12 protein-coding genes are annotated in these 26135 nt (G+C 41.2%); 10 read left to right on the top strand and 2 right to left on the bottom strand.

All coding sequences use genetic code 11. The features are described from left to right. Positions 1–409: 409 nt before the first annotated feature. The 3 genes from D8863_RS04030 to D8863_RS04020 all read left to right on the top strand — a co-directional run bounded on the left by D8863_RS04030 (position 410) and on the right by D8863_RS04020 (position 10795). Complete coding sequence (locus D8863_RS04030) at positions 410–5887, top strand: SpaA isopeptide-forming pilin-related protein (RefSeq protein ID WP_125441151.1); 5478 nt, start codon at positions 410–412, stop codon at positions 5885–5887. A gap of 594 nt (positions 5888–6481) precedes the next feature. After that, on the top strand, positions 6482–9847 hold the full coding sequence (locus D8863_RS04025; protein ID WP_125441150.1) for a Cna B-type domain-containing protein: 3366 nt from the start codon (positions 6482–6484) through the stop codon (positions 9845–9847). Positions 9848–10054: 207 nt separating this feature from the next. Continuing rightward, positions 10055–10795, top strand: a complete 741-nt coding sequence (locus tag D8863_RS04020; RefSeq protein WP_000573475.1) for a class I SAM-dependent methyltransferase — start codon at positions 10055–10057, stop codon at positions 10793–10795. A gap of 80 nt (positions 10796–10875) precedes the next feature. Here the strand turns inward: D8863_RS04020 and D8863_RS04015 are convergent, their stop codons facing one another. After that, positions 10876–11235 (bottom strand): DUF3397 domain-containing protein, encoded by a 360-nt coding sequence (locus D8863_RS04015; RefSeq protein WP_000525394.1) that lies wholly within the window; start codon positions 11233–11235, stop codon positions 10876–10878. A gap of 91 nt (positions 11236–11326) precedes the next feature. Here D8863_RS04015 and mnmL point away from each other — a divergent pair, with 91 nt between their 5' ends. From mnmL to D8863_RS03990, 5 genes are read left to right on the top strand one after another with little or no spacing between them, the layout of a single operon-like run. After that, positions 11327–12283, top strand: coding sequence for a tRNA modification radical SAM protein MnmL/YtqA (gene mnmL / locus D8863_RS04010; protein ID WP_000867016.1), 957 nt, complete (start codon positions 11327–11329; stop codon positions 12281–12283). Then, on the top strand, positions 12267–12824 hold the full coding sequence (gene mnmM, locus D8863_RS04005; RefSeq protein ID WP_000828423.1) for a tRNA 5-(aminomethyl)-2-thiouridylate-methyltransferase MnmM: 558 nt from the start codon (positions 12267–12269) through the stop codon (positions 12822–12824). Before mnmL ends, mnmM begins: the two co-directional genes overlap by 17 nt. Continuing rightward, complete coding sequence (locus D8863_RS04000) at positions 12817–13071, top strand: hypothetical protein (RefSeq protein ID WP_000361100.1); 255 nt, start codon at positions 12817–12819, stop codon at positions 13069–13071. The genes mnmM and D8863_RS04000 overlap by 8 nt, the downstream gene beginning before the upstream one ends. Before the next feature lie 11 nt (positions 13072–13082). After that, positions 13083–15137, top strand: coding sequence for a cation:proton antiporter (locus D8863_RS03995; protein ID WP_125441149.1), 2055 nt, complete (start codon positions 13083–13085; stop codon positions 15135–15137). A 29-nt stretch (positions 15138–15166) separates the two neighbouring features. Then, entirely contained in the window at positions 15167–16027 is an 861-nt protein-coding gene (locus D8863_RS03990) for a YihY/virulence factor BrkB family protein (protein WP_125441148.1), read from the top strand. Positions 16028–16066: 39 nt separating this feature from the next. On the opposite strand, the gene queA is transcribed toward D8863_RS03990, so the two are convergent. Further along, on the bottom strand, positions 16067–17095 hold the full coding sequence (gene queA / locus D8863_RS03985; protein ID WP_125441147.1) for a tRNA preQ1(34) S-adenosylmethionine ribosyltransferase-isomerase QueA: 1029 nt from the start codon (positions 17093–17095) through the stop codon (positions 16067–16069). 146 nt (positions 17096–17241) lie between these two features. Between queA and D8863_RS03980 the strand changes: the two genes are divergently transcribed. After that, positions 17242–17949: a glucosamine-6-phosphate deaminase gene (locus tag D8863_RS03980; RefSeq protein WP_125441146.1), complete on the top strand. Its 708-nt coding sequence runs from the start codon at positions 17242–17244 to the stop codon at positions 17947–17949. A gap of 285 nt (positions 17950–18234) precedes the next feature. Next, the gene (locus D8863_RS03975) at positions 18235–25938 is read left to right on the top strand and encodes a GEVED domain-containing protein (RefSeq protein WP_125441145.1); all 7704 of its coding nucleotides are present in this window, start codon (positions 18235–18237) and stop codon (positions 25936–25938) included. Positions 25939–26135 lie beyond the last annotated feature (197 nt).

Here is a 26135-nt window from a genome sequence, read left to right as displayed (position 1 = left end):
TTTTTAATGGGTAGAAGCATTCTCTCTAGAGAAATTTAACGTTTATGAAATTAGATAACCAAAATGATAAAATCACTATCTGGTATCGAAAACGAGATGAACTTATTTTTTAAAAAATGGCGGTAAAATATACCAGATTCTGTTTTGATGATAGGAGAAGAAAAGGTATAAAGTGGCTAATATACGGTTGTGAAAAAGTCGATTTCAAACCATAAGAAAAAATTGGATTTTTTTATAAAAATTTGCTTGATAGTTCTAGCCTTTTTCTTCATAGTATGATAAAATGTGGATGTAATGTGGCTAATAATTTTCGCTTGAAAAAGGAGAATGGTGATTAGTTGGGGACAATCATTTAGTTTACTATTACATTGTACATTTACAACTGAATATTATAAGAAAGGAAGATTAAATGAACAAGAAAATAAGATCTTGGATTCAGATCCTTATTCTTTGTTTGGGAGTTATTCTCCAATCATTTGCTCCTCTTACGCAAGTACGTGCGGCAGAGTATAATGATGTGATCACTAGTGTTGGTGTTGAAAACAGATCTGGTGAAGCTTTAACGCAAGGGTTGGATATTTGGCAAGAATTCCGTCTTACTGCAGATTTTGTTTTGCCAGATAATACGGTGCATGAAGGTGATACAACAACACTTCAATTGCCATCAGAGATTACATTTTCAAACTCTTCAGACATTGAATTACGAGATGCTTCTAACAATCTTGTAGCTACTGGTCGTTTAGATGCAGCTAGCAAAACAATTACTCTAACTTACACAAAGTTTGTTGAGAATAATTCTGGCGTTAGGGGGAAATTCTTTGTCTATGTCCGAGTTGACCATGACGTTGTTTCAGAAGAAAAAGACGTTGATGTTAACGTTACAGTAGGCCATAGAGTTCTATTTGCAGGGAAAATCCGTTATAACGGCCCTCCAGGGAAATACGACTCTAAAATTGAAAAGAGTTCCTTCCAATTCAAGGATGACGAGAAAAATGTAATCCGTTATAACATTACTGTAAACCGCAATATGGCGAACTACAGTGATGTCACTATCAAAGATGCTTTCTCTTCTCCAAATATGACATTCCTACCAGATACTTTTCGTATTTATAAAGTAAACTGGAGCTGGAATAACGGAGACTGGAAATGGTCCGATGCTCAGGATATGACCGAAACCTTTAAAAACCAACTAGTGGTAAATGCGAATGGTGATGGTTTCACCCTTCCTTTAGGAGATACTAATGGTTTTGGTTATATGATCGAGTATCGAGCTAAAGCGAATTATGATCTAGTCGATGGTGAGGAAATCACGAACGTAGCCAACATGAGCTACAATGGAAGTGAGAATGAACAATCAACCAGCACACGTACCTACCAGATTGCAGGTGGTGTTGCGGAAGGATATGTTTTCACCATTAAAATTCATAAGGTAGACGAAGCAGGCCAACCATTGCACGGTGCAGTTTTTGAAGTGATTCGTGATCGTAACCAAGCTGTTGTTGGACGATTGACAACAGATTCTGATGGTAACGCTAGTGTAGGTAAATTGTTGCGAGACAACTATACAATTCGTGAAGTAACTGCTCCTCTTGGCTATGACAAATTAACTGAAGATATTAAAATTTCTCCAGATGAGTTTGGTTCAGACAAATCAGTAGAACGTCGAATTGAAAATAAGAAGACACCTCCGAAGACACCAACTGAGAAAGAGATTACTTTCAAAAAGGTGGATCCAAATGGAAAAGAAATTCCAGGAGCGGAACTGAAAATCTATAGTGGAGATACAGTCAATCTTGAAGAGGCACCTGTTGCAGACTGGACTACTGTAGCTGACACTTCTAAAGTGATTAAGCTGGCACCAGGGACCTACACTCTAAGAGAGTTCGATGCTCCAGAGGGATATCAAATTGTAGGAGATATTACTTTTACTGTTAATGCTGACGGTTCTATCACTATTAAGAATAAGGGAGCTGATGACACTGTTCTTGCAGCTGGTCCAGTTCTGACTATTACCGATAAAGAGGATACTAGTCCAAAACCAATTACCTTCAGTAAGGTAAACCTTGGAGGAAATGAAATCGCTGGTGCACAGATTAAGATCTATAAGGGCGACAAGGCAGAAGGTACAGCTGTAGAAAGCTGGACTTCAACTGACCAACCTAAGCAACTGAATCTTGAACCAGGCATCTACACTTTCCATGAGGAAGCAGCCCCAACTGGTTACCTCAAAGTAACGGATATCACTTTCCAAGTTAAACCTAACGGTACTGTTGAAGTGACAAAAGTAGGTGAAAAAGATTCTAAAGGTGAAGACAATCGTGTTGTAGCCCAAAATTCAACTCTGACAGTTACTGATAAAGATGACGATGTAGCTCGTAAAATCACGTTCAGTAAAATTAGTCTTGGTGGGGTTGAAATCGCAGGTGCACAAATCAAGATCTTCAAAGGCGATAAGGCAGAAGGCACAGCTGTAGAAAGCTGGACTTCAGAAGCTGGTAAGTCTAAAGAATTGAGCTTGGCCCCAGGTACTTACACCTTCCATGAGGAAGCAGCCCCAACTGGTTACCTCAAAGTAACGGATATCACTTTTAAAGTTAACTATGACGGAACAGTTAAAGTGACGAATGTTGGTACTAAGGATGCTAAAGGCGAGGACAATACTGTCGTAACCGATGGTTCAACAATCAAAGTCACTGATAAAGACGATGATAGTCCAAAAGCCATTACTTTCAGTAAAGTTAACCTTGGTGGAACAGAAATCGCAGGTGCTCAAATCAAGATCTACAAGGGCGACAAGGCAGAAGGCACAGCCGTAGAAAGCTGGACATCTGAAGCTGGTAAGTCTAAAGATCTCAACTTGGCACCAGGTACTTATACTTTCCATGAGGAAGCCGCTCCAACAGGCTACCTCAAAGTAACAGATATTACTTTCAAAGTGAAAACTGACGGCACAGTGGAAGTGACAAATGTTGGTGAAAAAGACTCTAAGGGTGAAGAAAACAAAGTCGTAACCAACGGCTCAACTGTTACAGTAACCGACAAAGACGATGACCTTCCACGTAAGATTACCTTTAGTAAGGTTAGCCTTGGTGGAACAGAAATCGCAGGCGCTCAAATCAAGATCTACAAGGGCGATAAGGCAGAAGGCACAGCTGTAGAAAGCTGGACATCTGAAGCTGGTAAGTCTAAAGAGCTCAACTTGGCCCCAGGTACTTACACCTTCCATGAGGAAGCCGCTCCAACAGGTTACCTCAAAGTAACGGACATCACTTTCCAAGTCAAACATGACGGTACAGTGGAAGTGACAAATGTTGGTGAGAAAGACTCTAAGGGTGAAGAAAACAAAGTCGTAACCAACGGTTCAACTGTAACTGTAACCGACAAAGACGACGACCTTCCACGTAAGATTACCTTCAGCAAGGTTAGCCTTGGTGGAACAGAAATCGCAGGCGCTCAAATCAAGATCTACAAGGGCGATAAGGCAGAAGGCACAGCCGTAGAAAGCTGGACTTCAGAAGCTGGTAAGTCTAAAGATCTCAACTTGGCCCCAGGTACTTACACCTTCCATGAGGAAGCAGCCCCAACAGGTTACCTCAAAGTAACGGACATCACTTTCCAAGTCAAACATGACGGCACAGTGGAAGTGACAAATGTTGGTGAAAAAGACTCTAAGGGTGAAGAAAACAAAGTTGCCACAAACGGTTCAACTGTAACTGTAACCGATAAAGACGATGACCTCCCACGTAAGATTACCTTCAGTAAGGTTAGCCTTGGTGGTACGGAAATCGCAGGCGCTCAAATCAAGATCTATAAGGGCGATAAGGCAGAAGGTACAGCTGTAGAAAGCTGGACTTCAGAAGCTGGTAAGTCTAAAGATCTCAACTTGGCACCAGGTACTTACACCTTCCATGAGGAAGCAGCCCCAACAGGTTACCTCAAAGTAACGGACATCACTTTCCAAGTCAAACACGACGGCACAGTGGAAGTGACAAATGTTGGAGAAAAAGACTCTAAGGGTGAAGAAAACAAAGTTGCCACAAACGGTTCAACTGTAACTGTAACCGACAAAGACGACGACCTACCACGTAAGATTACCTTCAGCAAGGTTAGCCTTGGTGGAACAGAAATCGCAGGTGCTCAAATCAAGATCTACAAGGGCGATAAGGCAGAAGGTACAGCCGTAGAAAGCTGGACTTCAGAAGCTGGTAAGTCTAAAGACTTGAACTTGGCACCAGGAACTTATACCTTCCATGAGGAAGCCGCTCCAACTGGTTACCTCAAAGTAACGGACATCACTTTCCAAGTCAAACATGATGGCACAGTGGAAGTGACAAATGTTGGAGAAAAAGACTCTAAAGGTGAAGACAACAAGGTCGTAACCAACGGCTCAACAGTAACTGTAACGGATAAAGACGATGACCTTCCACGTAAGATTACCTTTAGCAAGGTTAGCCTTGGTGGAACAGAAATCGCAGGCGCTCAAATCAAGATCTACAAGGGCGACAAGGCAGAAGGCACAGCCGTAGAAAGCTGGACATCTGAAGCTGGTAAGTCTAAAGATCTCAACTTGGCTCCAGGTACTTACACCTTCCATGAGGAAGCCGCTCCAACTGGTTACCTCAAAGTAACGGACATCACTTTCCAAGTCAAACATGATGGCACAGTGGAAGTGACCAACGTTGGTGAGAAAGACTCTAAAGGTGAAGACAACAAGGTCGTAACCAACGGCTCAACTGTGACTGTGACTGACAAAGACGATGATCTTCCACGTAAGATTACCTTCAGCAAGGTTAGCCTTGGTGGAACAGAAATCGCAGGCGCTCAAATCAAGATCTACAAGGGCGATAAGGTAGAAGGCACAGCCGTAGAAAGCTGGACTTCAGAAGCTGGTAAGTCTAAAGATCTCAACTTGGCTCCAGGTACTTACACCTTCCATGAGGAAGCCGCTCCAACTGGTTACCTCAAAGTAACCGACATCACTTTCCAAGTCAAACATGATGGCACAGTGGAAGTGACAAATGTTGGAGAAAAAGACTCTAAAGGTGAAGACAACAAAGTCGTTACAAATGGCTCAACAGTAACTGTAACTGATAAAGATGATGACCTTCCACGTAAGATTACCTTCAGCAAGGTTAGCCTTGGTGGAACAGAAATCGCGGGCGCTCAAATCAAGATCTACAAGGGCGACAAGGCAGAAGGCACAGCTGTAGAAAGCTGGACTTCAGAAGCTGGTAAGTCTAAAGATCTCAACTTGGCTCCAGGTACTTACACCTTCCATGAGGAAGCCGCTCCAACCGGATACCTCAAAGTAACCGACATCACTTTCCAAGTCAAACATGATGGTACAGTGGAAGTGACAAACGTTGGTGAGAAAGACTCTAAGGGTGAAGAAAACAAAGTCGTTACAAATGGCTCAACAGTAACTGTAACCGACAAAGACGATGACCTTCCACGTAAGATTACCTTCAGCAAGGTAAATCTAGCGGGTGAAGAAATCGCGGGTGCAAAAATCCAAATTTTCCGTGGAGAAAAAGTTGCAGGTAGTCCTGTGGCTGAATGGACTTCAAAAGCCAATCAATCACATGTACTTGATTTGACTCCAGGAGTATATACTTTCCATGAAGAAGCCGCTCCAACTGGATACTTAGCAGTAACAGATATTACATTCCAAGTTAACTACGACGGAACTGTAACAGTGGTAAATGCTAGTGGAAATCAGGTTGAGTTTAAGGATGGTAAGTTAGTAGTAACGGACCAAACTGAACCAGAAAATCCTAACCTACCAAACACTGGAAGCGAATCTGGACAAGCTGCATTAGCAGCAGGTTTAGCTCTTCTAGCTTTAGGTGCAGGTCTTGTAGCAACTAAACGAAGAAAAGAAGACTAATCTCATTTAGTAGCCAATAAGTACAGTAATGAAAGATCAGGGATAAAACCCCCTGGTCTTTTTTTATGGTTCAGAATAATGAAATATGCTAAATTAAACTATTTATCAGGATGGGATATGACTATTACTAGATTTCTTCTGATTTTTACTTATATAAAATAGTTTGGATAATTATTAAGGTATATCAAACTTATAAATAAATGGAATGTTTAGTTCAATGTTTCTTTCTGTTTGTTTAAAAGAGAAGTTGTTCGTAAGTGTACACTATACTTAAAGAAACTTCAGTCTGATGAAAGAATTAGTTTTTATGGCAGTAATTTTACACTGTGTCAATATTTTCAAAAGGCAATAACCTCATAATATTACAAAAAAAGTTAATTTTGTTTTATAATGAAATTAAAGGAGGTTTCTATATTAAAAATAGAACAAATATGATAAATATTGCACTCACATATAGTTATGAAACATGTTAATATGATGTAACTTATTCAATAACCCTCATGGATTTCAACGAATTCGAAAGGAGATGAGTGTTGAGATTTTATAATCATAGTTTGTCGTTTTAATGTTTTCGGTAATTTAGAAAGGAAGATTATGAAGAACAAGAAATTTTGGTTACCCATCCTAACTTCTCTGGCCTGTTTGCTAGGGATAATCTTTGCTCCAAATTCAGTTCAAGCAAAGGAACTGAAGAACGTTATCAGTAATATTGGAATTTGGGAGGTTGATAATGGTAAGTTTATAAAACCGGATGCGAATGGCGTTTATACACTTTCTCCTGAACATCATAACTACTCAAATTATAAATTCACTGTTGATTACGATTTGAGCGCCTATGATGGTAAATTAGAGGACGGTGATACCTTTACCTTTACTGTTCCGAGCCCTTTAACTGTTAGAAATGAAACTTTTGATTTAAAAGATAAGGAAACAGATCTCGTTATCGGAGAAACTCAAATTGTATCAAACGGGGATAATAATGGTGGTAAGGCAACTATTACATTAAAAAATCTGAAAACCTATCTTGAGAAAAAAGGTGGCTATCAAGTCCAAAACGTCAAAGGAAATTTCTTTGTTGGTTTTAGTTCTAAAAATGAATTAAGCAATGAAACGCTTCGTTTTGATAAGACGGAAACCATAAATGAAATCACCCATCAAATTAAGGTCAAAAAAGGGGAAGCCTCTGATTATTCTGAAGGAATTGGACGTGCTAATTTCAGTAAGTATCATGGTCTGATTTACAAAGAGGATTGGACATCTAGTGCTCTAAATAAGAGTGGACAATATTTACACAGTTGGTATGTTCGAGCTAATCCTAAACAAGCTGCCTATAACAAAATTGAAATTCATGACTGGGTTGACCCAAATGCCTCACCGATGCAGATGATTCCTGAAACATTTAAAGTTACGGCAGGTTGGTACGATAAATCTTATTACTTTAAAGATGAGGTGGTTTTAGAAGCTGGTAAAGATTACCAAGTTAGTTGGAATGAGTCATATACCGATTTTACTTTAACAATTAACAATGCTTCTTCAATTGTTGCTAAGAACGGGAAACCTGCAGCATTTCGAATTAATTACAAAACAAGTGCTCCAGCGGATGGTACGCAAGTCCAAAACAATGCTGAAATGAAGGGTGATGACCAGATTCTTACATATGACGACTATAGTAGTAAGACAGTCGTTAAGCAAATCGGAAACTCAGTAGTTGCTTCAGGCGGTACAATTCAGTTAGAAACTGGTTACCGTATCATTCTTTACAAGGTCGACGAGCTGACTCATGACCGTCTAAAAGGAGCAAAATTCAAGATTACTCCTCCGGCAGGAGCTACGGCTAAAGAGGAAATTGTAACGACAAATGATGACGGAATTGCTGAATCATCTATTTACTCAGAGAGTGATATCAAGAAAGGGAACTTTACGGTAACCGAGATTGAGGCTCCTGAGGGATATGAGTTGAATCCTACTCCATTTGAGATGACTGTTGGACAAGATGGAGCTATCAAAACAGTTACAAATAAACGTAGCAAAGCTAAAGTTAAGATTAAGGCTAATAAAAAACTTACAGGACGTGAGTTGAAGGCTGAAGAGTTTGAATTCACTTTAACAGACCAAGATGGTAAGGTGAAAGAAACTGTGAAGAATGACAAAGACGGAAACATTGCTTTCTCAGAATTGGAATTCGACAAAGCAGGGACTTATACCTTTAAAATTGCTGAAAAAGCTGGCAGTGATACAAGCATCAAGTACGACACTAAAACTATCACGGCTACAGTTACTGTAGTAGATAAGGGCAAAGGTGCACTTGAAGCAACTGTTTCTTACGATGATGAAAAAGCTTTTGAGAATACTTACACTCCAGCAAAAACGGAAGTTCCTGTGAAGAAAGTATGGAAGGACGAGAACAACCAAGACGGTAAACGTCCAACTTCTGTCACAGTTAAATTGCTTGCGGATGGTCAAGATACTGGTAAGACACTTGAGCTCAATGCCGCAAACGGTTGGACTGGAAGCTTCACAAACCTTGATGCTGATAAAGGCGGAACACCTATTCAGTACACTGTAGTAGAAGTAACTGTTGCTGGTTATACTTCTGAAATTACTGGTGATGCTGCATCAGGATTCACCATCACAAATAGCTATTCACCAGAAACAGTTGATGTAAAAGCAACTAAGAACTGGGATGACGCTAATAACCAAGACGGCAAACGTCCGACTAAGATTACAATCAATCTTTTAGCAGACGGTGAGAAAGTAGCATCGAAAGAGGTTCAAGCAGCCGCAGACGGAACTTGGACTGCTACATTCGAAAAATTAGCAAAATATAAAGCTGGTAAAGAAATTAAATACACTGTAACAGAAGAAGCCGTAGCAGAATACGAAGCGACTATTACAGACTTTACCATCACAAACAAATATGCTCCTAAAGAAATTGACTACAAGGTAACAAAAGTATGGAATGATGCGAACAACCAAGACGGTAAACGTCCTGAGTCCGTAACGGTTCAACTTTATAAAAAAGTAGGAAATGCAGATCCAGTAGCCGTTGAAGGTAAGAAATTGACCTTGACAGCTAAGGATAAGACAGACGCTAACACTTGGGTAGCATCCTTCACAAATCTTCCACAATACGAAGCTGGTAAAGAAATCACTTACTCAATCAAGGAAGTGGATGTACCAGCTGGTTACGAAGCCTCTGTGACTGGTCAAGTAGTGACAAACACCTATAACCCAGAAACAGTTGTTCTTTCAGGAACTAAGGTGTGGAAAGATAACAACAACCAAGACGGCAAACGTACAAGATCTGTGAAAGTTCAAATTCTTAAAAACGATAAAGAAGTTGTTCAAGAAATTGAAGTTTCAGAAAAAACTGGCTGGAAGTTCGAATCTAAAAAACTTCCTAAGTATGAAAATGGTAAAGAAATCAAGTACACTGTCAAAGAAACTGCTATGACAGAATACAAAGCAACCATCACTACAGATAAGGATGGCAAGTACACCATTACCAACGAACATACTCCAGAGAAAACAGCTGTAAAAGGTCATAAGATCTGGAAAGATGAAGATAACAAAGATGGCATCCGTCCAGCATCTATCACCGTAAAACTTCTTGCAGATGGTAAGGAAACTGGTCAGACAGCTACAGTGTCAGAAACAAGTGGCTGGACTTATGAGTTTACAGGTCTTGATCGTTATCGAGAAGGTAAGGAGATTACCTACACTGTTGAAGAAGTGAATGTTCCAGATGGTTATACAGCTTCAGTAGAAGGTTACAACATTACAAATACACACACTCCTGAAAAACCAACACCTGGCAAACCAAATGAACCAGGTAAACCTAAAAAAGGTGGGGAATTGCCTAATACAGGAAGCGAGTCTAACCAAGTGGCTCTAGCAGCTGGAATCGCCCTTCTTGGATTGGGAACAGGATTCTTGGCAAGACGCAAAAAAGAAGATTAAGTTTTTTAAACGGTATCTTTCACGAAATTTTGCAACACAGTTTAAAAGTGAAAACAAGTGTCAATGGAAATTGGCACTTGTTTTTTTTGTAACTAACCCTGGTTCTACTACCAGATACAAGTGGATAGTTGCCACTTACTAAAAAGCTATTGTTTTTGCGATGAATTCCACTATAATAGGTGACAAATAGAAAAGGAGATGTTGCATATGATTGAAACAAGATTACAAGATAAATTGAAGCCAGGTTTGGAGGTAGAAAATTTTCAAAAAGATGGGGCTATCTATCTATCTCTTAATCCAGATTATTTATCTGGAGATAATGCTAAATACATGACCATGTATAACCGTATGGCTCGCTGGTACGATATGAGTGAGAAATGGATAGGACCACTTCTCCACGGCAAGGCGATTGATAAGTTGAGAAGGGATCTGATGGGAGAAATCGAATGGAAAGATAATTTATCTGTTCTTTATGTCTCTATCGGGACTGGTCAAGACCTCCGTTATATCCCTGAGACAATTGACCTGAAAAGTTTAGACTTTGTAGGGGTAGATATTTCTATCAGTATGCTAGAAAAATGCCAGAAATCTTGCGCCAACAAGACCAATCTGCAACTTTTCCATGCTTGCGCGGAGGATCTACCCTTTGCGGATAATAGTTTTGACATTGTCTACCATATTGGCGGAATCAATTTTTTCAATGATAAGGCCAAGGCTATGCAGGAAATGCTACGAGTGGCGAAGCCAGGGACTAAGATTTTAATTGCAGATGAGACGGCTGACTATGTGGATCAGCAATATAAGAAAAATCATTTTAGTAAGGATTATTTTAAAGATGCTACTGTTGATTTGAGTGAAATTGAGAATGCTGTTCCAAGCGAAGTTAAGGAAAAGGAAATGAAACTTCTTTGGGATGGAAAATTCTACGCCTTAACATTTAGGAAATAAAAAAAGTATCTTGGTCGAGCTTAGAAAGTAAGTATGAAGATAAAAATATTCCCTTAGACAGCTGTCTGAGGGAATGTTTTTTATGGGAGCATCATCAATTCAACAATCATAGCAATGTAGATAATTAAGGTAAGGAGAAAACCGGCTCTCCAGAAGAATTTGATGAATTTAGGGTAATAAAAACTTCGTTTTTTGACAAGGAAAAAGACTACAAGGAGGATTGCTAGGAGAGAAAGAGCAACACCGAGTCGCGGTAGAAAGTTGTGGGTAAAGGCTTTAGCAGTGATCAGATAGTACTCAAATACCAAAAGTGGAAAAGCTAGATCCGCGAAATTAAATCCTATTTTCCTAAGTCCGAAAAGCTTGGTGACAATAAAGCAAACCACCAAGGTTAATATCAATAATAAAATAGATGCTATTTTCATTAAAATCATACCCATATTGTATCATAAAAAAACGCTAAAGGAAATGAGAAACAAGGGAATTTGTAGGAAAGTCAGGCTTTTGAGATTGTAGGTGTTTTTTGTTATAATGAAAGTTATGAAATCTTATAATACCTTGAATGATTATTATCGAAAACTTTTTGGAGAGAAGACTTTCAAAGTTCCTATCGATGCGGGATTTGACTGTCCAAATCGGGATGGAACTGTAGCTCATGGGGGCTGTACTTTTTGTACGGTTTCAGGTTCTGGAGATGCCATCGTGGCACCGGATGCCCCTATTCGTGAGCAGTTTTATAAGGAAATTGACTTTATGCACCGCAAATGGCCAGATGTTAAAAAATATCTAGTTTATTTCCAAAACTTTACCAACACCCATGAAAAGGTGGAAGTGATTCGAGAACGTTACGAGCAGGCTATAAATGAGCCAGGTGTAGTAGGAATCAATATCGGAACGCGCCCAGACTGTTTACCCGATGAAACCATCGAATATTTGGCTGCGTTGTCGGAACGCATGCATGTGACGGTAGAATTGGGCTTACAGACTACTTTTGAAGCAACCTCTGACCTGATTAACCGTGCCCATTCTTATGAATTGTATGTTGAAACTGTAAAACGCTTGAGAAAATATCCCAAGATTGAAATTGTTTCCCATCTGATCAACGGTCTTCCTGGGGAAACCCATGAGATGATGGTTGAAAATGTCCGTCGCTGTGTTACGGATAATGATATTCAAGGAATTAAACTGCACTTGCTTCACCTCATGACCAATACGCGCATGCAGCGAGATTACCACGAAGGACGCTTGCAACTGATGAGTCAGGATGAGTATGTCAAGGTCATTTGTGACCAACTAGAAATCATTCCGAAGCATATCGTCATCCATCGAATTACAGGAGATGCACCTAGAGATATGCTGATTGGTCCTATGTGGAGCCTCAATAAATGGGAAGTGCTAAATGCTATTGAAACTGAGATGAGACGCCGCGGAAGTGTGCAAGGATGCAAGGCTGTAAAACAGGAGTTTAAAAATGAAAAGACCACTTGAGATGGCACATGATTTTTTGGCTGAGGTTGTGACAAAAGAGGATATCGTAGTGGATGCGACCATGGGCAATGGCCATGATACCCTTTTTCTAGCCAAGTTAGCCAAGCAAGTCTATGCCTTTGATATCCAGGAGCAGGCTTTGGAGAAAACCCAAGAGCGTTTGGATCAGGCTGGAATGACAAATGCCCAGTTAATCTTGCAAGGTCATGAGACACTTAATCAATTTGTTACAGAAGCTAAGGCAGGGATTTTTAATCTTGGTTATTTACCTTCTGCTGACAAATCCGTCATCACTCAACCTCAGACTACTATCGAAGCATTAGAGAAACTGTGTCATTTGCTTGTCAAAGGGGGACGGATTGCGATCATGATCTACTATGGTCATGAAGGAGGAGATACTGAGAGGGATGCTGTATTGGAGTTTGTTAGCCAGTTGAACCAACAAGAGTATACAGCTGCCATTTATCGGACTCTCAACCAAGTTAATAATCCACCGTTTTTAGTTATGATTGAAAAATTAGAAAGGTATAGACATGGATAAACAATACCTTCGTGAGAAGCTTGAGACAATGCGCCAAAATTTTGTCGAGTCAACGCATCACGAGCGAGCAGTCGGGGTGCTCGACGAAGCACATATGAGTAAGAAAATGCTTAAAATCAAGAAAAAATTAGTGGCTCTTGAAATGGAACGATGCCAGAAAAAAATTGAGCACAAAGACTGTTCTAAGATTGATCAGAAAATCCAAGAGCAAAAGGAGATTTTTGAATCTTGTTGTAAAAAAGATTAAGGAGGAATTGTGTGGAATTACTCATTTACTTGATTCTATTTTTATTTGTCTTAATCATTTCAACCACGACTAATAAACTTCTCCCTTTTTTGCCCCTTCCTCTTGTACAAATTCTTTTGGGGATTGGGATTGGCTTATTTGTTCCTGATGCGGACTTTCATCTCAATACAGAGCTGTTTCTGGCCATGGTTATTGGTCCCTTACTTTTCCGGGAGGCAGAAGAAGCGGATATTACGTCCATTTTGAAGCACTGGCGGATTGTCGTTTTTCTGATTTTTCCTGTGATTTTTATCTCGACTTTAAGCTTGGGGGGCATGGCTCACTTCCTTTGGATTACCCTTCCTTTGGCGGCCTGTTTAGCAGTTGGAGCGGCACTTGGGCCAACAGATTTGGTTGCCTTCGCATCTCTTTCTGAACGTTTTCGTTTTCCTAAACGGGTTTCCAATATCCTAAAAGGGGAAGGGCTCTTAAATGACGCTTCTGGTTTGGTTGCCTTTCAGATGGCTCTGGCTGCTTGGACAACAGGAACGTTTTCTCTAAGCCAAGCTGGAACTTCCCTAGCACTTTCTATCCTTGGTGGTTTTGTAGTCGGTTTTGTGACGGCTATGGTCAATCGTTTCTTGCATAGTTTTTTGCTGAGTGTACGAGCGATAGATATAGCCAGTGAACTATTGCTAGAGCTAAGTTTGCCACTCATGACCTTTTTTATCGCAGAAGAGTTTCATGTTTCAGGGATTATCGCAGTAGTGGTTGCAGGTATTTTGAAGGCCAGTCGCTTTAAGAAAATTACGCTCCTTGAGGCTCAGGTAGACACCGTGACGGAGACCGTCTGGCACACCGTGACCTTTATGCTAAATGGATCAGTCTTTGTTCTCTTGGGAATGGAATTAGAGTTGATAGCAGAGCCAATCTTGTCTAATTCTCTTTACAATCCCCTTCTTTTACTGTTTTCAGTTGTCGTTCTGACCTTCTTGCTTTTTGCGATCCGCTTTGTCATGATTGCTGGTTTTTACTTTGTGAGGACGCGTCGACTTAAGAAAAAAATTCATAAGTACATGAAAGATATGCTTCTTTTGACCTTCTCTGGTGTCAAAGGAACAGTATCTATCGCGACCATTCTCCTCATACCAAGTCATTTGGAGCAGGAATATCCTTTGTTACTCTTCCTTGTAGCAGGCGTTACACTATTGAGTTTTTTAACGGGTTTACTGGTTCTCCCTCACTTATCTGAGAAACAAGAGGAAAGCAAGGATCATTTGATGCATATTGCGATTCTGAATGATGTAGCTGCAGAATTAGAAAAAGAGCTGGACCATCACAAGAACAAACTTCCTCTTTATGCAGCTATTGATAATTATCATGGTCGAATTGAAAACCTCATCCTTAGTCTGGAAAATAAGAGAGTCCAAGAGGACTGGGAGTCCCTCAAGCTTCTTATCTTGAGTATTGAGAGTGACGGTTTGGAGCAAGCCTACGAAGAAAATAGAATCAGCGAGCGTGGCTATCAAGTTTACCAACGTTACCTAAAAAACATGGAGCAGAGTATCAATCGGAATTTCGCTTCTAGAGTGACTTATTACTTCCTAGTTTCCTTACGGATACTGCGCTTTCTACTCCATGAAATGTTTACCTTTGGCAAAACTTTCCGTAGTTGGATGAATGAAGAATCTCGTAAACTACTAGCAGTTGACTATGATCAAATTTCAGAGTTGTATTTGGAAAATACAGAGCTGATTATCGAGAGTTTGGAAAACCTCAAAGGGGTTTACAAGAGTTCTCTGATTAGTTTTATGCAAGAGTCTCGTCTACGCGAGACGGCCATTATCGGAAGCGGTGCCTTTGTTGAGCGGGTTATCAATCGCATCAAGCCAAACAATATCGACGAAATGCTACGAGGCTACTATCTCGAACGTAAGGCAATCTTTGAATACGAAGAAGCTAAACTGATAACAGCCAAATATGCCAAAAAATTACGCCAAAATGTGAATAATTTAGAGAATTATTCTCTGAAAGAGGCTGCAAATACCTTGCCTTATGATATGCTAGATTTAATAAGAAGAACTTAGATGATGAAGAAAATGACGGAGGATGGAACATGAAAAAGTGGTGGAAAGAGCTGATGGACAGGCCCTTATTGAAAGCTTTTTTGCATTATTATCAAGCATCTGATAGTGAGTTGACCAGTGTTGCGGTTGCCTACTATTGGTTGATTTCAATCTTTCCTTTGCTAATGATAATGGTCAATATTTTGCCTTATTTTCAGATTCCGGTCTCAAATTTCTTACTGACAATCAAGGAATTTTTGCCCGATACGGTGTATGATGTGGTCGCCAAGATTGTCCGAGAAGTTCTGACTCAACCATCAACTGGTTTGCTGAGTTTTGCCGTTTTATCTGCACTCTGGACCTTTTCGAAATCAATGGATTTCCTCCAAAAAGCCTTTAATAAAGCCTATGGAGTGACCAAGAGTCGAGGAATTATCTCCCATCAGTTGATGAGTCTACTTGTTAGTTTCGGCTTGCAGATCCTTTTTGCCTTAGCCTTGTTTTTGAGTATGTTTGGTCGCATGTTGCTCAACCTCCTCAAAACTTACTGGCAATCAGACAGTCCGTTATTTTCCTACCTGCAAGACTTTACAGGTCCTCTGGTCTATGCCTTGATCTTTGCCATTCTGGTTATGATTTATTACTTACTTCCAAAAGTAAAAGCACCACGAATCCGCTATGTTTTACCAGGAAGTGTCTTTGTCTTGCTAACTCTTATCTTTTTATTGAATATCTTTTCTGTCTACGTCAATAGTTATGTCAATCATCTGGTTGACGTTCGATTTTTCAGTTCCATTATCGTGGTAGTCATGATGTTCTGGTTTATTCTCATTGCAAAGATTTTGATTATCGGAGCAGTTATCAATGCCAGTGTTCAGAGTTTGAAAGATCCGAAGTTTGGTATGGAATAATTAGAAAAATCCCTATTAGGTTTCCTAATAGGGATTTTCTTAATAGATAAACATGGCATCTCCAAAACTGAAGAAGCGGTAGTGTTCTTGGATGGCATGGTGATAGGCATCTAGGACTAAGTCACGACCGGCAAAGGCAGAAACTAGCATAACAAGAGTTGACTTGGGCAGGTGGAAGTTGGTTGAAAAAGCATCCACAACCTTCCAGTCGTAGCCTGGTTTGATAAAGATATTGGTCCAGCCAGAATCCGCTTGGATTTGCCCATCAAACTTGGAACCGATGGTTTCCAGTGTGCGGATAGAAGTGGTTCCTACAGCGATGACACGGCCTCCATTTTCCTTGACAGAGCGAAGGGTAGCAGCTGCTTCATCAGAAAGTTGGTAGAACTCCGAGTGCATTTCATGTTCGTCCAGATTGTCAACAGAGACAGGTCTAAAGGTTCCGAGTCCGACGTGAAGAGTGAGATAGACCAGATGAACACCTTTGGCTTGGATTTCTGCTAGCAGTTCTTTGGTGAAGTGCAGTCCAGCAGTCGGTGCAGCAGCAGAGCCACTCTCTTTAGCGTAGACCGTTTGATAACGTTCACGGTCATCCAATTTTTCATGGATATAAGGTGGTAGTGGCATTTCACCTAGACTTTCCAAAACTTCTAGGAAAATTCCTTGGTATTCAAAGTGGACGATGCGGCCCCCGTGGGTCAATTCTTCTGTAACGACAGCGCTGAGGCGACCATCACCAAAGCTGACACGAGTACCAACCTTGAGGCGTTTGGCAGGTTTAGCCAGAACTTCCCACTCATCACCACTAGTATTTTTGAGTAGGAGAAGTTCCACATGGCCTCCTGTCTCTTCCTTTTGACCATAGAGGCGGGCAGGGAGAACGCGAGTGTCGTTCATGACAAGGGCATCATCAGGTTCCAGCATGTCGATAATGGAGTGGAAGTGTCTATCCTGCATTTCTCTCGTATCACGATTAACGATAAGGAGTTTGGAGGAATCTCGTTTTTCAAGTGGCGTTTGGGCAATCAGTTCCTCAGGTAAGTGGAAATCAAAATCAGCTGTATTCATTTTTTCATCATTCTTTCTAACTTCTAATCTTATCCATTATAACATGTTTCAAGTTTAGACGCTCTTTTTTTAGAAATTAAATCGTTTTCACTTGACAAAAATTGGTCTATACCATATAATAAATATAGAAACATGGAGGATATAAAATGAAAGTTATAAAAGTTGAGAATCAAGTCGAAGGTGGAAAAGTAGCTTTTGAGATTTTGAAGGAAAAATTGTCCAATGGTGCTCAAACATTAGGACTTGCAACAGGAAGCAGCCCGCTTGAGTTTTACAAGGAAATCGTTGAGAGTGACCTTGATTTTTCAAATCTAACCAGTGTGAACCTTGATGAGTATGTAGGGCTTGATGGGGACAATCCACAGTCTTATCGTTACTTCATGCAGGAAAACTTGTTCAACCAAAAACCATTTAAGGAAAGTTTCTTGCCACGTGGTGTTAAGGATAATGCTGAAGAAGAAGTTGAACGCTACAATCAAATTTTAGCTGACCATCCTGTTGATTTGCAAATCTTGGGGATTGGTCGCAATGGACATATCGGCTTTAATGAGCCTGGCACTCCATTTGATAGCCAAACGCATTTAGTAGAACTAGACCAGTCTACTATCGAAGCCAATGCACGTTTCTTTGACAAGATTGAAGACGTTCCAACTCAAGCCATTTCAATGGGAATTAAAAACATCTTGGATGCCAAGTCAATTATTCTTTTTGCTTACGGTGAGTCGAAAGCAGAAGCCATTGCTGGAACAGTGTCAGGCCCAGTAACTGAAAGTTTACCAGCAAGTAGCCTACAAAACCACCCTGACGTGACGATTATCGCAGATGCAGAAGCGCTAAGCTTACTTGAAAAATAAATTCAGAATCACTTGCTCTTTGTAGTGAGTGGTTTTTTGATGCTTATAAGCTAGAAGTGAAATTTTGCTAGTTTTATTTAATCTATAAAATATTTGAATAAAGAAATTATATAAATTTTAACGCAGTAAAAGATATAACAATATAACGATTGAAGCCAAGTATATGTTGTTTTTCCTTTCATAATTTCAATAATAACTAAAATTTTTTAAGTTTACTTAGTAGCGAAGCTATAAAAAAAGTTGTATAATATTCTGAGTTATAAAATTATAATTAAGGAGATTATAATGGGGAAAGATTTATTTAATCCACGCCTTCATAAGTTTTCTATTCGAAAACTAAATGTAGGTGTTTGTTCTGTGCTCTTGTCCACTTTAGTCCTTTTGGGAACAGCTTCTCAAGTTAGTGCTGATGAGACAAGTGAGACAAACTCTTTAAACGAGGTAGCTAAAACAAACCTTGATAAAACAACGGGGACTTCTATATCAGCTACAGATTCTAAAACATCAGAAAAGTCTGAAACACCATCTGTAGTAGAATCCTCTCAACCAACTAAAGAAACAGCAACTTCAAATTCTGGAGCAGAGCCTGCTGATAAAAAGAACAATGACCAATCGGTTATCTCTGAAACATCACAGTCTCCTGTTGAGAAACCAGTTACTTCTCCAGAAGATAAATCTACAGAGAGTGCTAAACCAGAAACTGCAGTTGCTCCAATAATTGCTGAACCTACTGAGACGTCTAGTGCTACTGAACAATCTACACGTTCACGTAGAGTTCGTCGTGATACCCAGGTAACTTCAGTTGCACCAGCTAGTTATGCAGGTGCGGACGATGCGACTCCTGTACCACGTACATCTAAACCAGAATTGTCTGAATCAGAGAAGAAAGAAAGTACACAATTAGCAAAACAAATTAACTGGATTGATTTCTCTGATACAGCAAGCTTGAAAAACTTAGATCCTCAGGGAGGGTTTAAGATTGGAACTACTTATACGAAGGAAATTTCGCCTGGTTATGTAGTTAACTTGACAGTTACTGAGCTTAAACCATTCCACGCTACTGAAATTTATAAAAAGCGTGTGGAAGGAACTTCATCTGCTGGAACTTATGATCCAAATGCAACAAACAGTTATTTAAAAAACTGGAAAGATTATGGAAAAACTCCCCCTCCTGTATCAGGTCAACCACAAGATAAATGGAGTACTATTGGTGGACAAGGTTTTGATACAAAAGGCCATAAAACTCAAATTATCGTACCAGTTGATGGTGTAAACTGGGGGGTTAAATTTAAAATAGAAGCCACTTATCGTGGAAAAAAAGTAAAACCAGCAGTTGTTATGGCTGATGGAGAAGATGCTAACCCTGGTGAATATGGTATTTTTACCACTAACGGTGAAGGTTGGGAATACGTAGGAGAATGGATGAAAGGTCCTCGTGCAAAAGGTCCTTACACTGTTACGACTGAAGAACTTGTTAAGCAGGCTGATAAGACAACAAGAGGTGGTCTACTCATCCTAAAAGATAAGACTATCGATTGGAATAAGTTTTTGAGTCCTGATACAGTTACAGGTGGTCTGGGTAGTCAAGTATTTGGACCAATTGTTTCAGCAAGTAAAGCAGTGCCAGTTGTAATGACCCGTGGGGCTTCTGAGGTAGGTTTTTATGTTGCGACCGCAGGGCAACAGGCACTTATGATGGGATTCTTGGTAGTTGATGGTGGTGATGCGCCAGAAAGTTACGGTGAAGCTCACCATACTATCTCTACACGCGATTCGATAACAAATGCTCAAATAAAGCAACCTTACTTAGGTTCTACAGAAGCAGATATCGATGTGGATTCTAAAAATAACTGGACTTCTGATGATCGTGAGGATGTTTCAGATGAAGGTTCACAGCAATTGCTAACTGCTGATCAATATAGCAATACTAACGACCTCTTGGATTTAAATAAAGCTAAGAATGGCACTTATACTCTTAAGATTAAGGCTAATCCAAATGGTAATGCTAAAGCATATGTCAAAGCATGGGTGGACTTCAATAATAACGGGAAATTTGATGATAATGAAGGCAGCGTAGTTAAAGAAATAACTGCTAATGGAGATCACACTTTAACATTTAATGCAATTCCGAGTCTTAGTGGTGGATTAGTTGACCAACTTGGAATGCGTGTGCGTATTGCGACTAATGCAGGTGATATTGAGAAGCCTACCGGGATGGCATTTAGTGGTGAAGTAGAGGATATGTTGGTTCGTCGTACTTATCCACCTCAAGGTGAAAAGAAAGAAACAACTGGTCTTCAAGGTGAAACACAAAATGCTACAGTTCACTTCACACCTAAAGGACCAGATCGTTCAGACTTTGTAACTAATGCTAGCATGAGTAGCCAAGCGCCACAGATTTTGGATAATCTAGGGAATGTATTGACTCCAACAAACGGCAATACTTATGTGCGTCCTGAAGGGACCTATGTAGTGACTGCTAATGGTGATGATATCGATGTAGTGTTCACACCAAATGCTGACTTCATAGGAACTGCTGAAGGGATTAATATTCGTCGTACAGACTCAAACGGTTCATCAACTAACTGGCAATCAACTGATGCATCAAATCCAAATAAGAATGACATTTTGAACAATATGGATGGTCGCTACATTCCTACTGTTCGAAAGATACCAACATATGAATCGACTGGTGTTCAAGGCCAAGAACAAAACAAAAATCTAATCTTTAATGATGGCGATCCAGCTAAAACGCCAGTGACTCCAGATGCTTCACGCCCTGCGACCTTTGTGGATGCTAACGGCCAACCTATTACTGGTAACTCAGTTCCTGCTACATCCAATGGTCAGTCAGTTGGAACTTATGAGTTAGACCCTAACACTGGTCAAGTCACTTTCAAACCTAACAAAAATTTTGTTGGTACCCCGGACCCAGTTACTGTTCAAGTAAATGATTCTAACGGTGTTCCTTACCGAGCACATTATAAACCGACAGTGACTAAGGTAACCCCAACTAGCACTAACGTAACCAGCACAGGTCCTCAAGGTGTTCCACAAACAGGTACCCCAACCTTCCAAGGTGGTGACCCACTGGTTCCGATCGATGAAGCAGTTGAGCCAACCTTCGAAGATGGAAGCAAAGAGAAGTCTATTCCAGGTCAAGGGACTTACACGATTGCATCAGATGGTACAGTAACCTTCACTCCAGACAAGCAGTTTGTTGGAAACCCAGATCCAGTTACAGTGAAACGTGTGGATAAGAATGGCACTCCAGTTACTGCGACCTACAGTCCAGAGTTTACGAAAGTAACACCAATTGGTACGGGAGATAAGACAGAGGGTCTACAAGGTCAGGTCCAAGAAGGTAAAGTGACCTTCACTCCAGGCCATGACTCTGTTCCATTCCCAGCTGATTCAACTCCACTATTTGACAACGGTACAACTATGAAGGAAGTGCCAAATGTTGGTAAATTCGAAGTGGACGCAGATGGTAAGGTGACCTTCACTCCTGATAAACAGTTCAAAGGTGAAACACCAGAGCTTGAATTGACTCGTGTGGATGCCAATGGAACTCCTGTTACTGTCAAGTACCAAGCAGTAGTGAAAGAAGTAGTTCCAACCAGCACTAACGCAACCAGCACAGGTATCCAAGGTCAACCGCAAAAGGGTACCCCAACCTTCACAGAAGGCAATCCATTGGTTCCAATTGATGATACGAAACCAATGACTTTCGAAGATGGTCAGTCAACAAAAACAGTTCCAGGTGTGGGTGAATACAGCATCAATCTAGATGGATCTATTACCTTTACGCCGGATAAGAAGTACGTTGGAACTCCAGCTCCAGTAACTGTTAGACGGGTAGATAAGAATGGAACTCCAGTCACTGCGACTTATACCCCAACAGTGACTAAAGTGACACCTACAGGGACTAACGCAACCAGCACAGGCCCTCAAGGACTTCCACAAACTGGTACTCCAAGCTTCCAAGGTGGCGATCCACTGGTTCCAATCGATGAAACAATTGAGCCAACTTTCGCAGATGGAAGCAAAGAGAAGACTATTCCAGGCCAAGGAACTTACACAATTGCGCCAGACGGAACTGTAACTTTCACTCCAGACAAACAGTTTGTTGGAAACCCAGATCCAGTCATGGTCAAACGTGTAGATAAGAATGGCACCCCGGTAACTGCGACTTATAGTCCAGAGTTTACTAAGGTGACTCCAACTGGAACAGGTGATAAGACAGAAGGTCTGCAAGGTCAGGTCCAAGAAGGTAAAGTGACCTTCACGCCAGGCCATGATTCTGTTCCATTCCCAGCTTATTCAACTCCACTATTTGACAATGGTACAACTGTGAAAGAAGTGCCAAATGTTGGTAAGTTCGAAGTGGACGCAGACGGAAAAGTGACCTTCACTCCTGATAAACAGTTCAAGGGTGAAACACCAGAGCTCGAATTGACTCGTGTGGATGCCAACGGAACTCCTGTTACTGTCAAGTACCAAGCGGTGGTGAAAGAAGTAGTTCCAACTAGCACTAACGCAACAAGCACAGGCCCTCAAGGTGTTCCGCAAACAGGTACTCCAAGCTTCCAAGGTGGTGACCCACTGGTTCCAATCAATGAAACAGTTGAGCCAACCTTCGAAGATGGAAGCAAAGAGAAATCTATTCCAGGCCAAGGGACTTACACCATTGCGCCAGACGGTACAGTGACCTTCACTCCAGACAAGAAGTTCGTTGGTAAACCAGATCCAGTCACAGTCAAACGTGTGGATAAGAATGGTACAGAAGTCACTGCGACTTACAGTCCAGAGTTTACGAAAGTAACACCAACTGGTACAGGTGATAAGACAGAAGGACTTCAAGGTCAGGTACAAGAAGGTAAAGTGACCTTCACGCCAGGCCATGCCTCAGTTCCATTCCCAGCTGATTCGACTCCACTATTTGACAATGGTACAACTGTGAAGGAAGTGCCAAATGTTGGTAAGTTTGAAGTGGACGCAGAAGGCAAAGTGACCTTCACTCCGGACAAGCAGTTCAAGGGTGAAACACCAGAACTTGAATTGACTCGAGTGGATGCCAACGGCACTCCTGTTACCGTTAAGTACCAAGCGGCGGTGAAAGAAGTAACACCAACAGGAACTGGTGCAACAAGTACAGGTCCTCAAGGTGTTCCACAAACGGGCACTCCAAGCTTCCAAGGTGGTGATCCACTGGTTCCAATCGATGAAACAGTTGAGCCAACCTTCGAAGATGGAAGCAAAGAGAAATCTATTCCAGGTCAAGGAACTTACACGATTGCATCAGATGGAACAGTGACCTTCACCCCAGACAAACAGTTTGTTGGAAACCCAGATCCAGTTACAGTCAAACGTGTGGATAAGAACGGCACCCCAGTTACTGCAACTTATAGTCCAGAGTTTACGAAAGTAACACCAACAGGAACTGGCGCAACAAGCACAGGCCCTCAGGGTGTTCCACAAACCGGGACTCCAACGTTTGCTGGTGGTCATCCACTGGTTCCAATCGATGAAACAGTTGAGCCAACCTTCGAAGATGGAAGCAAGGAAAAGACTATTCCAGGTCAAGGAACCTACACGATTGCGCCAGATGGTACAGTGACCTTCACACCAGACAAGCAGTTTGTCGGAAACCCAGATCCAGTCACAGTCAAACGCGTAGATAAGAATGGCACCCCAGTTACTGCGACTTACAGTCCAGAGTTTACGAAAGTAACACCAACAGGAACTGGCGCAACAAGCACAGGCCCTCAGGGTGTTCCACAAACCGGGACTCCAACGTTTGCTGGTGGTAATCCACTGGTTCCGATCGATGAAACAGTAGAGCCAACTTTCGAAGATGGTAGCAAGGAAAAGAATATTCCAGGCCAAGGAACTTACACAATTGCGCCAGACGGAACTGTAACTTTCACTCCAGACAAACAGTTTGTTGGAAACCCAGATCCAGTCATGGTCAAACGTGTAGATAAGAATGGCACCCCGATAACTGCGACTTATAGTCCAGAGTTTACTAAGGTGACTCCAACTGGAACAGGTGATAAGACAGAAGGTCTGCAAGGTCAGGTCCAAGAAGGTAAAGTGACCTTCACGCCAGGCCATGATTCTGTTCCATTCCCAGCTTATTCAACTCCACTATTTGACAATGGTACAACTGTGAAGGAAGTGCCAAATGTTGGTAAGTTCGAAGTGGACGCAGACGGCAAGGTAACTTTCACACCAGATAAACAGTTCAAGGGTGAAACACCAGAGCTTGAATTGACTCGAGCGGATGCCAACGGAACTCCTGTTACTGTTAAGTACCAAGCAGTAGTGAAAGAAGTAGTTCCAACCAGCACTAACGCAACCAGCACAGGTCCTCAAGGTGTTCCGCAAACGGGCACTCCAAGCTTCCAAGGTGGCGACCCATTGGTTCCAATCGATGAAACAGTCGAGCCAACTTTCGCAGATGGAAGCAAGGAAAAAGTGATTCCAGGTCAAGGAACTTACACGATTGCGCCAGATGGTACAGTGACCTTCACACCAGACAAGCAGTTTGTCGGAAACCCAGATCCAGTCACAGTCAAACGCGTAGATAAGAATAGCACCCCAGTTACTGCAACCTACAGTCCAGAGTTTACGAAAGTAACCCCAACTGGAACTGGCGCAACGAGCACAGGTCCTCAAGGACTTCCACAAACTGGTACTCCAACCTTCCAAGGTGGCGACCCATTGGTTCCAATTGATGAAACAGTAGAGCCAACCTTCGAAGATGGAAGCAAAGAGAAGTCTATTCCGGGTCAAGGAACCTACACGATTGCACCAGACGGAACAGTGGCCTTCACCCCAGACAAACAGTTTGTCGGAAACCCAGATCCAGTTACAGTGAAACGTGTGGATAAGAACGGTACCCCAGTCACTGCGACCTACAGTCCAGAGTTTACGAAAGTAACACCAACTGGTAAAGATACTTCTTCAGTTAACATTAAGGGGCTTGTTCAAACGGGTACGCCAACATTTGAAGGTGGTAATCCGCTTGTTCCAATCGATGAAACTGTGGCAGCAACATTTGAAGATGGATCAACTGAAAAAGTGATTCCAGGTGAAGGAACTTATGCAATCTTACCAGATGGCACCGTTACCTTCACTCCAGAAGCTAATTTTGTAGGAAAAGGAACAGGTGTAACGATTGTCCGCAAGGATAAGAACGGTACTCCAGTTACTGCAAGCTATCGTCCAACAGTTGTCGATCCATCTACTGGTCATGACACGACTTCTACAGGAACCAAAGGCCAACCACAAGTGGCAACGCCAGTGTTTGAAGGACATATCGATCCGACTGTACCACCAACCTTTGAGGATGGTAGTACGACTATGATTGTTCCGGGTGAAGGAAGCTATACAATTGATAAAGATGGTAAGATTACCTTTACTCCAGAACCAGACTTTGTTGGTACAGCTAAAGGATTGGTTGTGAAACGTCTGGATATGTATGGAAATGTAGTTATTGCTCATTACACACCAACTGTCCTTGGACAAACACAAGTGAGTGATGCGACATCAGAAGGTCTTAAAGGTCAAACTCAGACTGGTAAACCAAACTTTACAGGTGATGTCGATCTGACAGTTCCGCCAACCTTTGAAGATGGAACAACTGAAAAAGTCGTTCCAGGTGAAGGAACTTATGTAATCTCACCAGATGGCACCGTCACCTTTACCCCTGAGGCAAACTTTGTAGGACAAGCCAAAGGTGTGAAAGTGATCCGTAAAGATCGCAATGGAAATATCATTTCAGGATTCTATACTCCAACAGTAGTAGAACTTCCTGTAGTTGAAAATCTAGAACAACAAGGCATCACAGAAGAAAGAACTGCTAAAACTCTTCCAAATACGGGTTCTGAGGAGACATCTCACTTGACAGCTGGTCTATTGGCTGCTTTATCAGGTATGGGATTAATTTCTCTAGCTCAAAGAAGAAAATCTGAGGAAGAATAATTATTGGCGAAAGTCATCTAGTAAGTTGTTTTAGATACTTGATTGAAATGACCAGATTCATTGCCATCTAAGAAGATGTCAGTCTAACAGAAAGAGAGAACCAATTGGTTCTCTCTTTTTGGTAATTAGTTTGAAAATCGTTTAATTATTTTGCATCAATTATTCACAATTCTACTAAAGTGGTATAATATAGCTAT

It is taken from the genome of Streptococcus oralis (genome assembly GCF_003943825.1).
In the GTDB taxonomy this organism is placed as follows: domain Bacteria; phylum Bacillota; class Bacilli; order Lactobacillales; family Streptococcaceae; genus Streptococcus; species Streptococcus oralis_CD.
Note: the sequence above shows the minus strand (reverse complement) of the source record. Positions and strands in the feature narration are given on the sequence as shown.

What these genes read in the sequence shown, in the direction of transcription:
- D8863_RS04000 (WP_000361100.1), top strand. Translation starts at nt 12,817, where the DNA reads ATGGATAAACAATACCTTCGTGAGAAGCTTGAGACAATGCGCCAAAAT.
- D8863_RS03975 (WP_125441145.1), top strand. Translation starts at nt 18,235, where the DNA reads ATGGGGAAAGATTTATTTAATCCACGCCTTCATAAGTTTTCTATTCGA.
- D8863_RS04015 (WP_000525394.1), bottom strand. Translation starts at nt 11,235, where the DNA reads ATGGGTATGATTTTAATGAAAATAGCATCTATTTTATTATTGATATTA.
- D8863_RS04020 (WP_000573475.1), top strand. Translation starts at nt 10,055, where the DNA reads ATGATTGAAACAAGATTACAAGATAAATTGAAGCCAGGTTTGGAGGTA.
- queA (WP_125441147.1), bottom strand. Translation starts at nt 17,095, where the DNA reads ATGAATACAGCTGATTTTGATTTCCACTTACCTGAGGAACTGATTGCC.
- D8863_RS03990 (WP_125441148.1), top strand. Translation starts at nt 15,167, where the DNA reads ATGAAAAAGTGGTGGAAAGAGCTGATGGACAGGCCCTTATTGAAAGCT.
- D8863_RS04030 (WP_125441151.1), top strand. Translation starts at nt 410, where the DNA reads ATGAACAAGAAAATAAGATCTTGGATTCAGATCCTTATTCTTTGTTTG.
- D8863_RS04025 (WP_125441150.1), top strand. Translation starts at nt 6,482, where the DNA reads ATGAAGAACAAGAAATTTTGGTTACCCATCCTAACTTCTCTGGCCTGT.
- mnmM (WP_000828423.1), top strand. Translation starts at nt 12,267, where the DNA reads ATGAAAAGACCACTTGAGATGGCACATGATTTTTTGGCTGAGGTTGTG.
- mnmL (WP_000867016.1), top strand. Translation starts at nt 11,327, where the DNA reads ATGAAAGTTATGAAATCTTATAATACCTTGAATGATTATTATCGAAAA.
- D8863_RS03980 (WP_125441146.1), top strand. Translation starts at nt 17,242, where the DNA reads ATGAAAGTTATAAAAGTTGAGAATCAAGTCGAAGGTGGAAAAGTAGCT.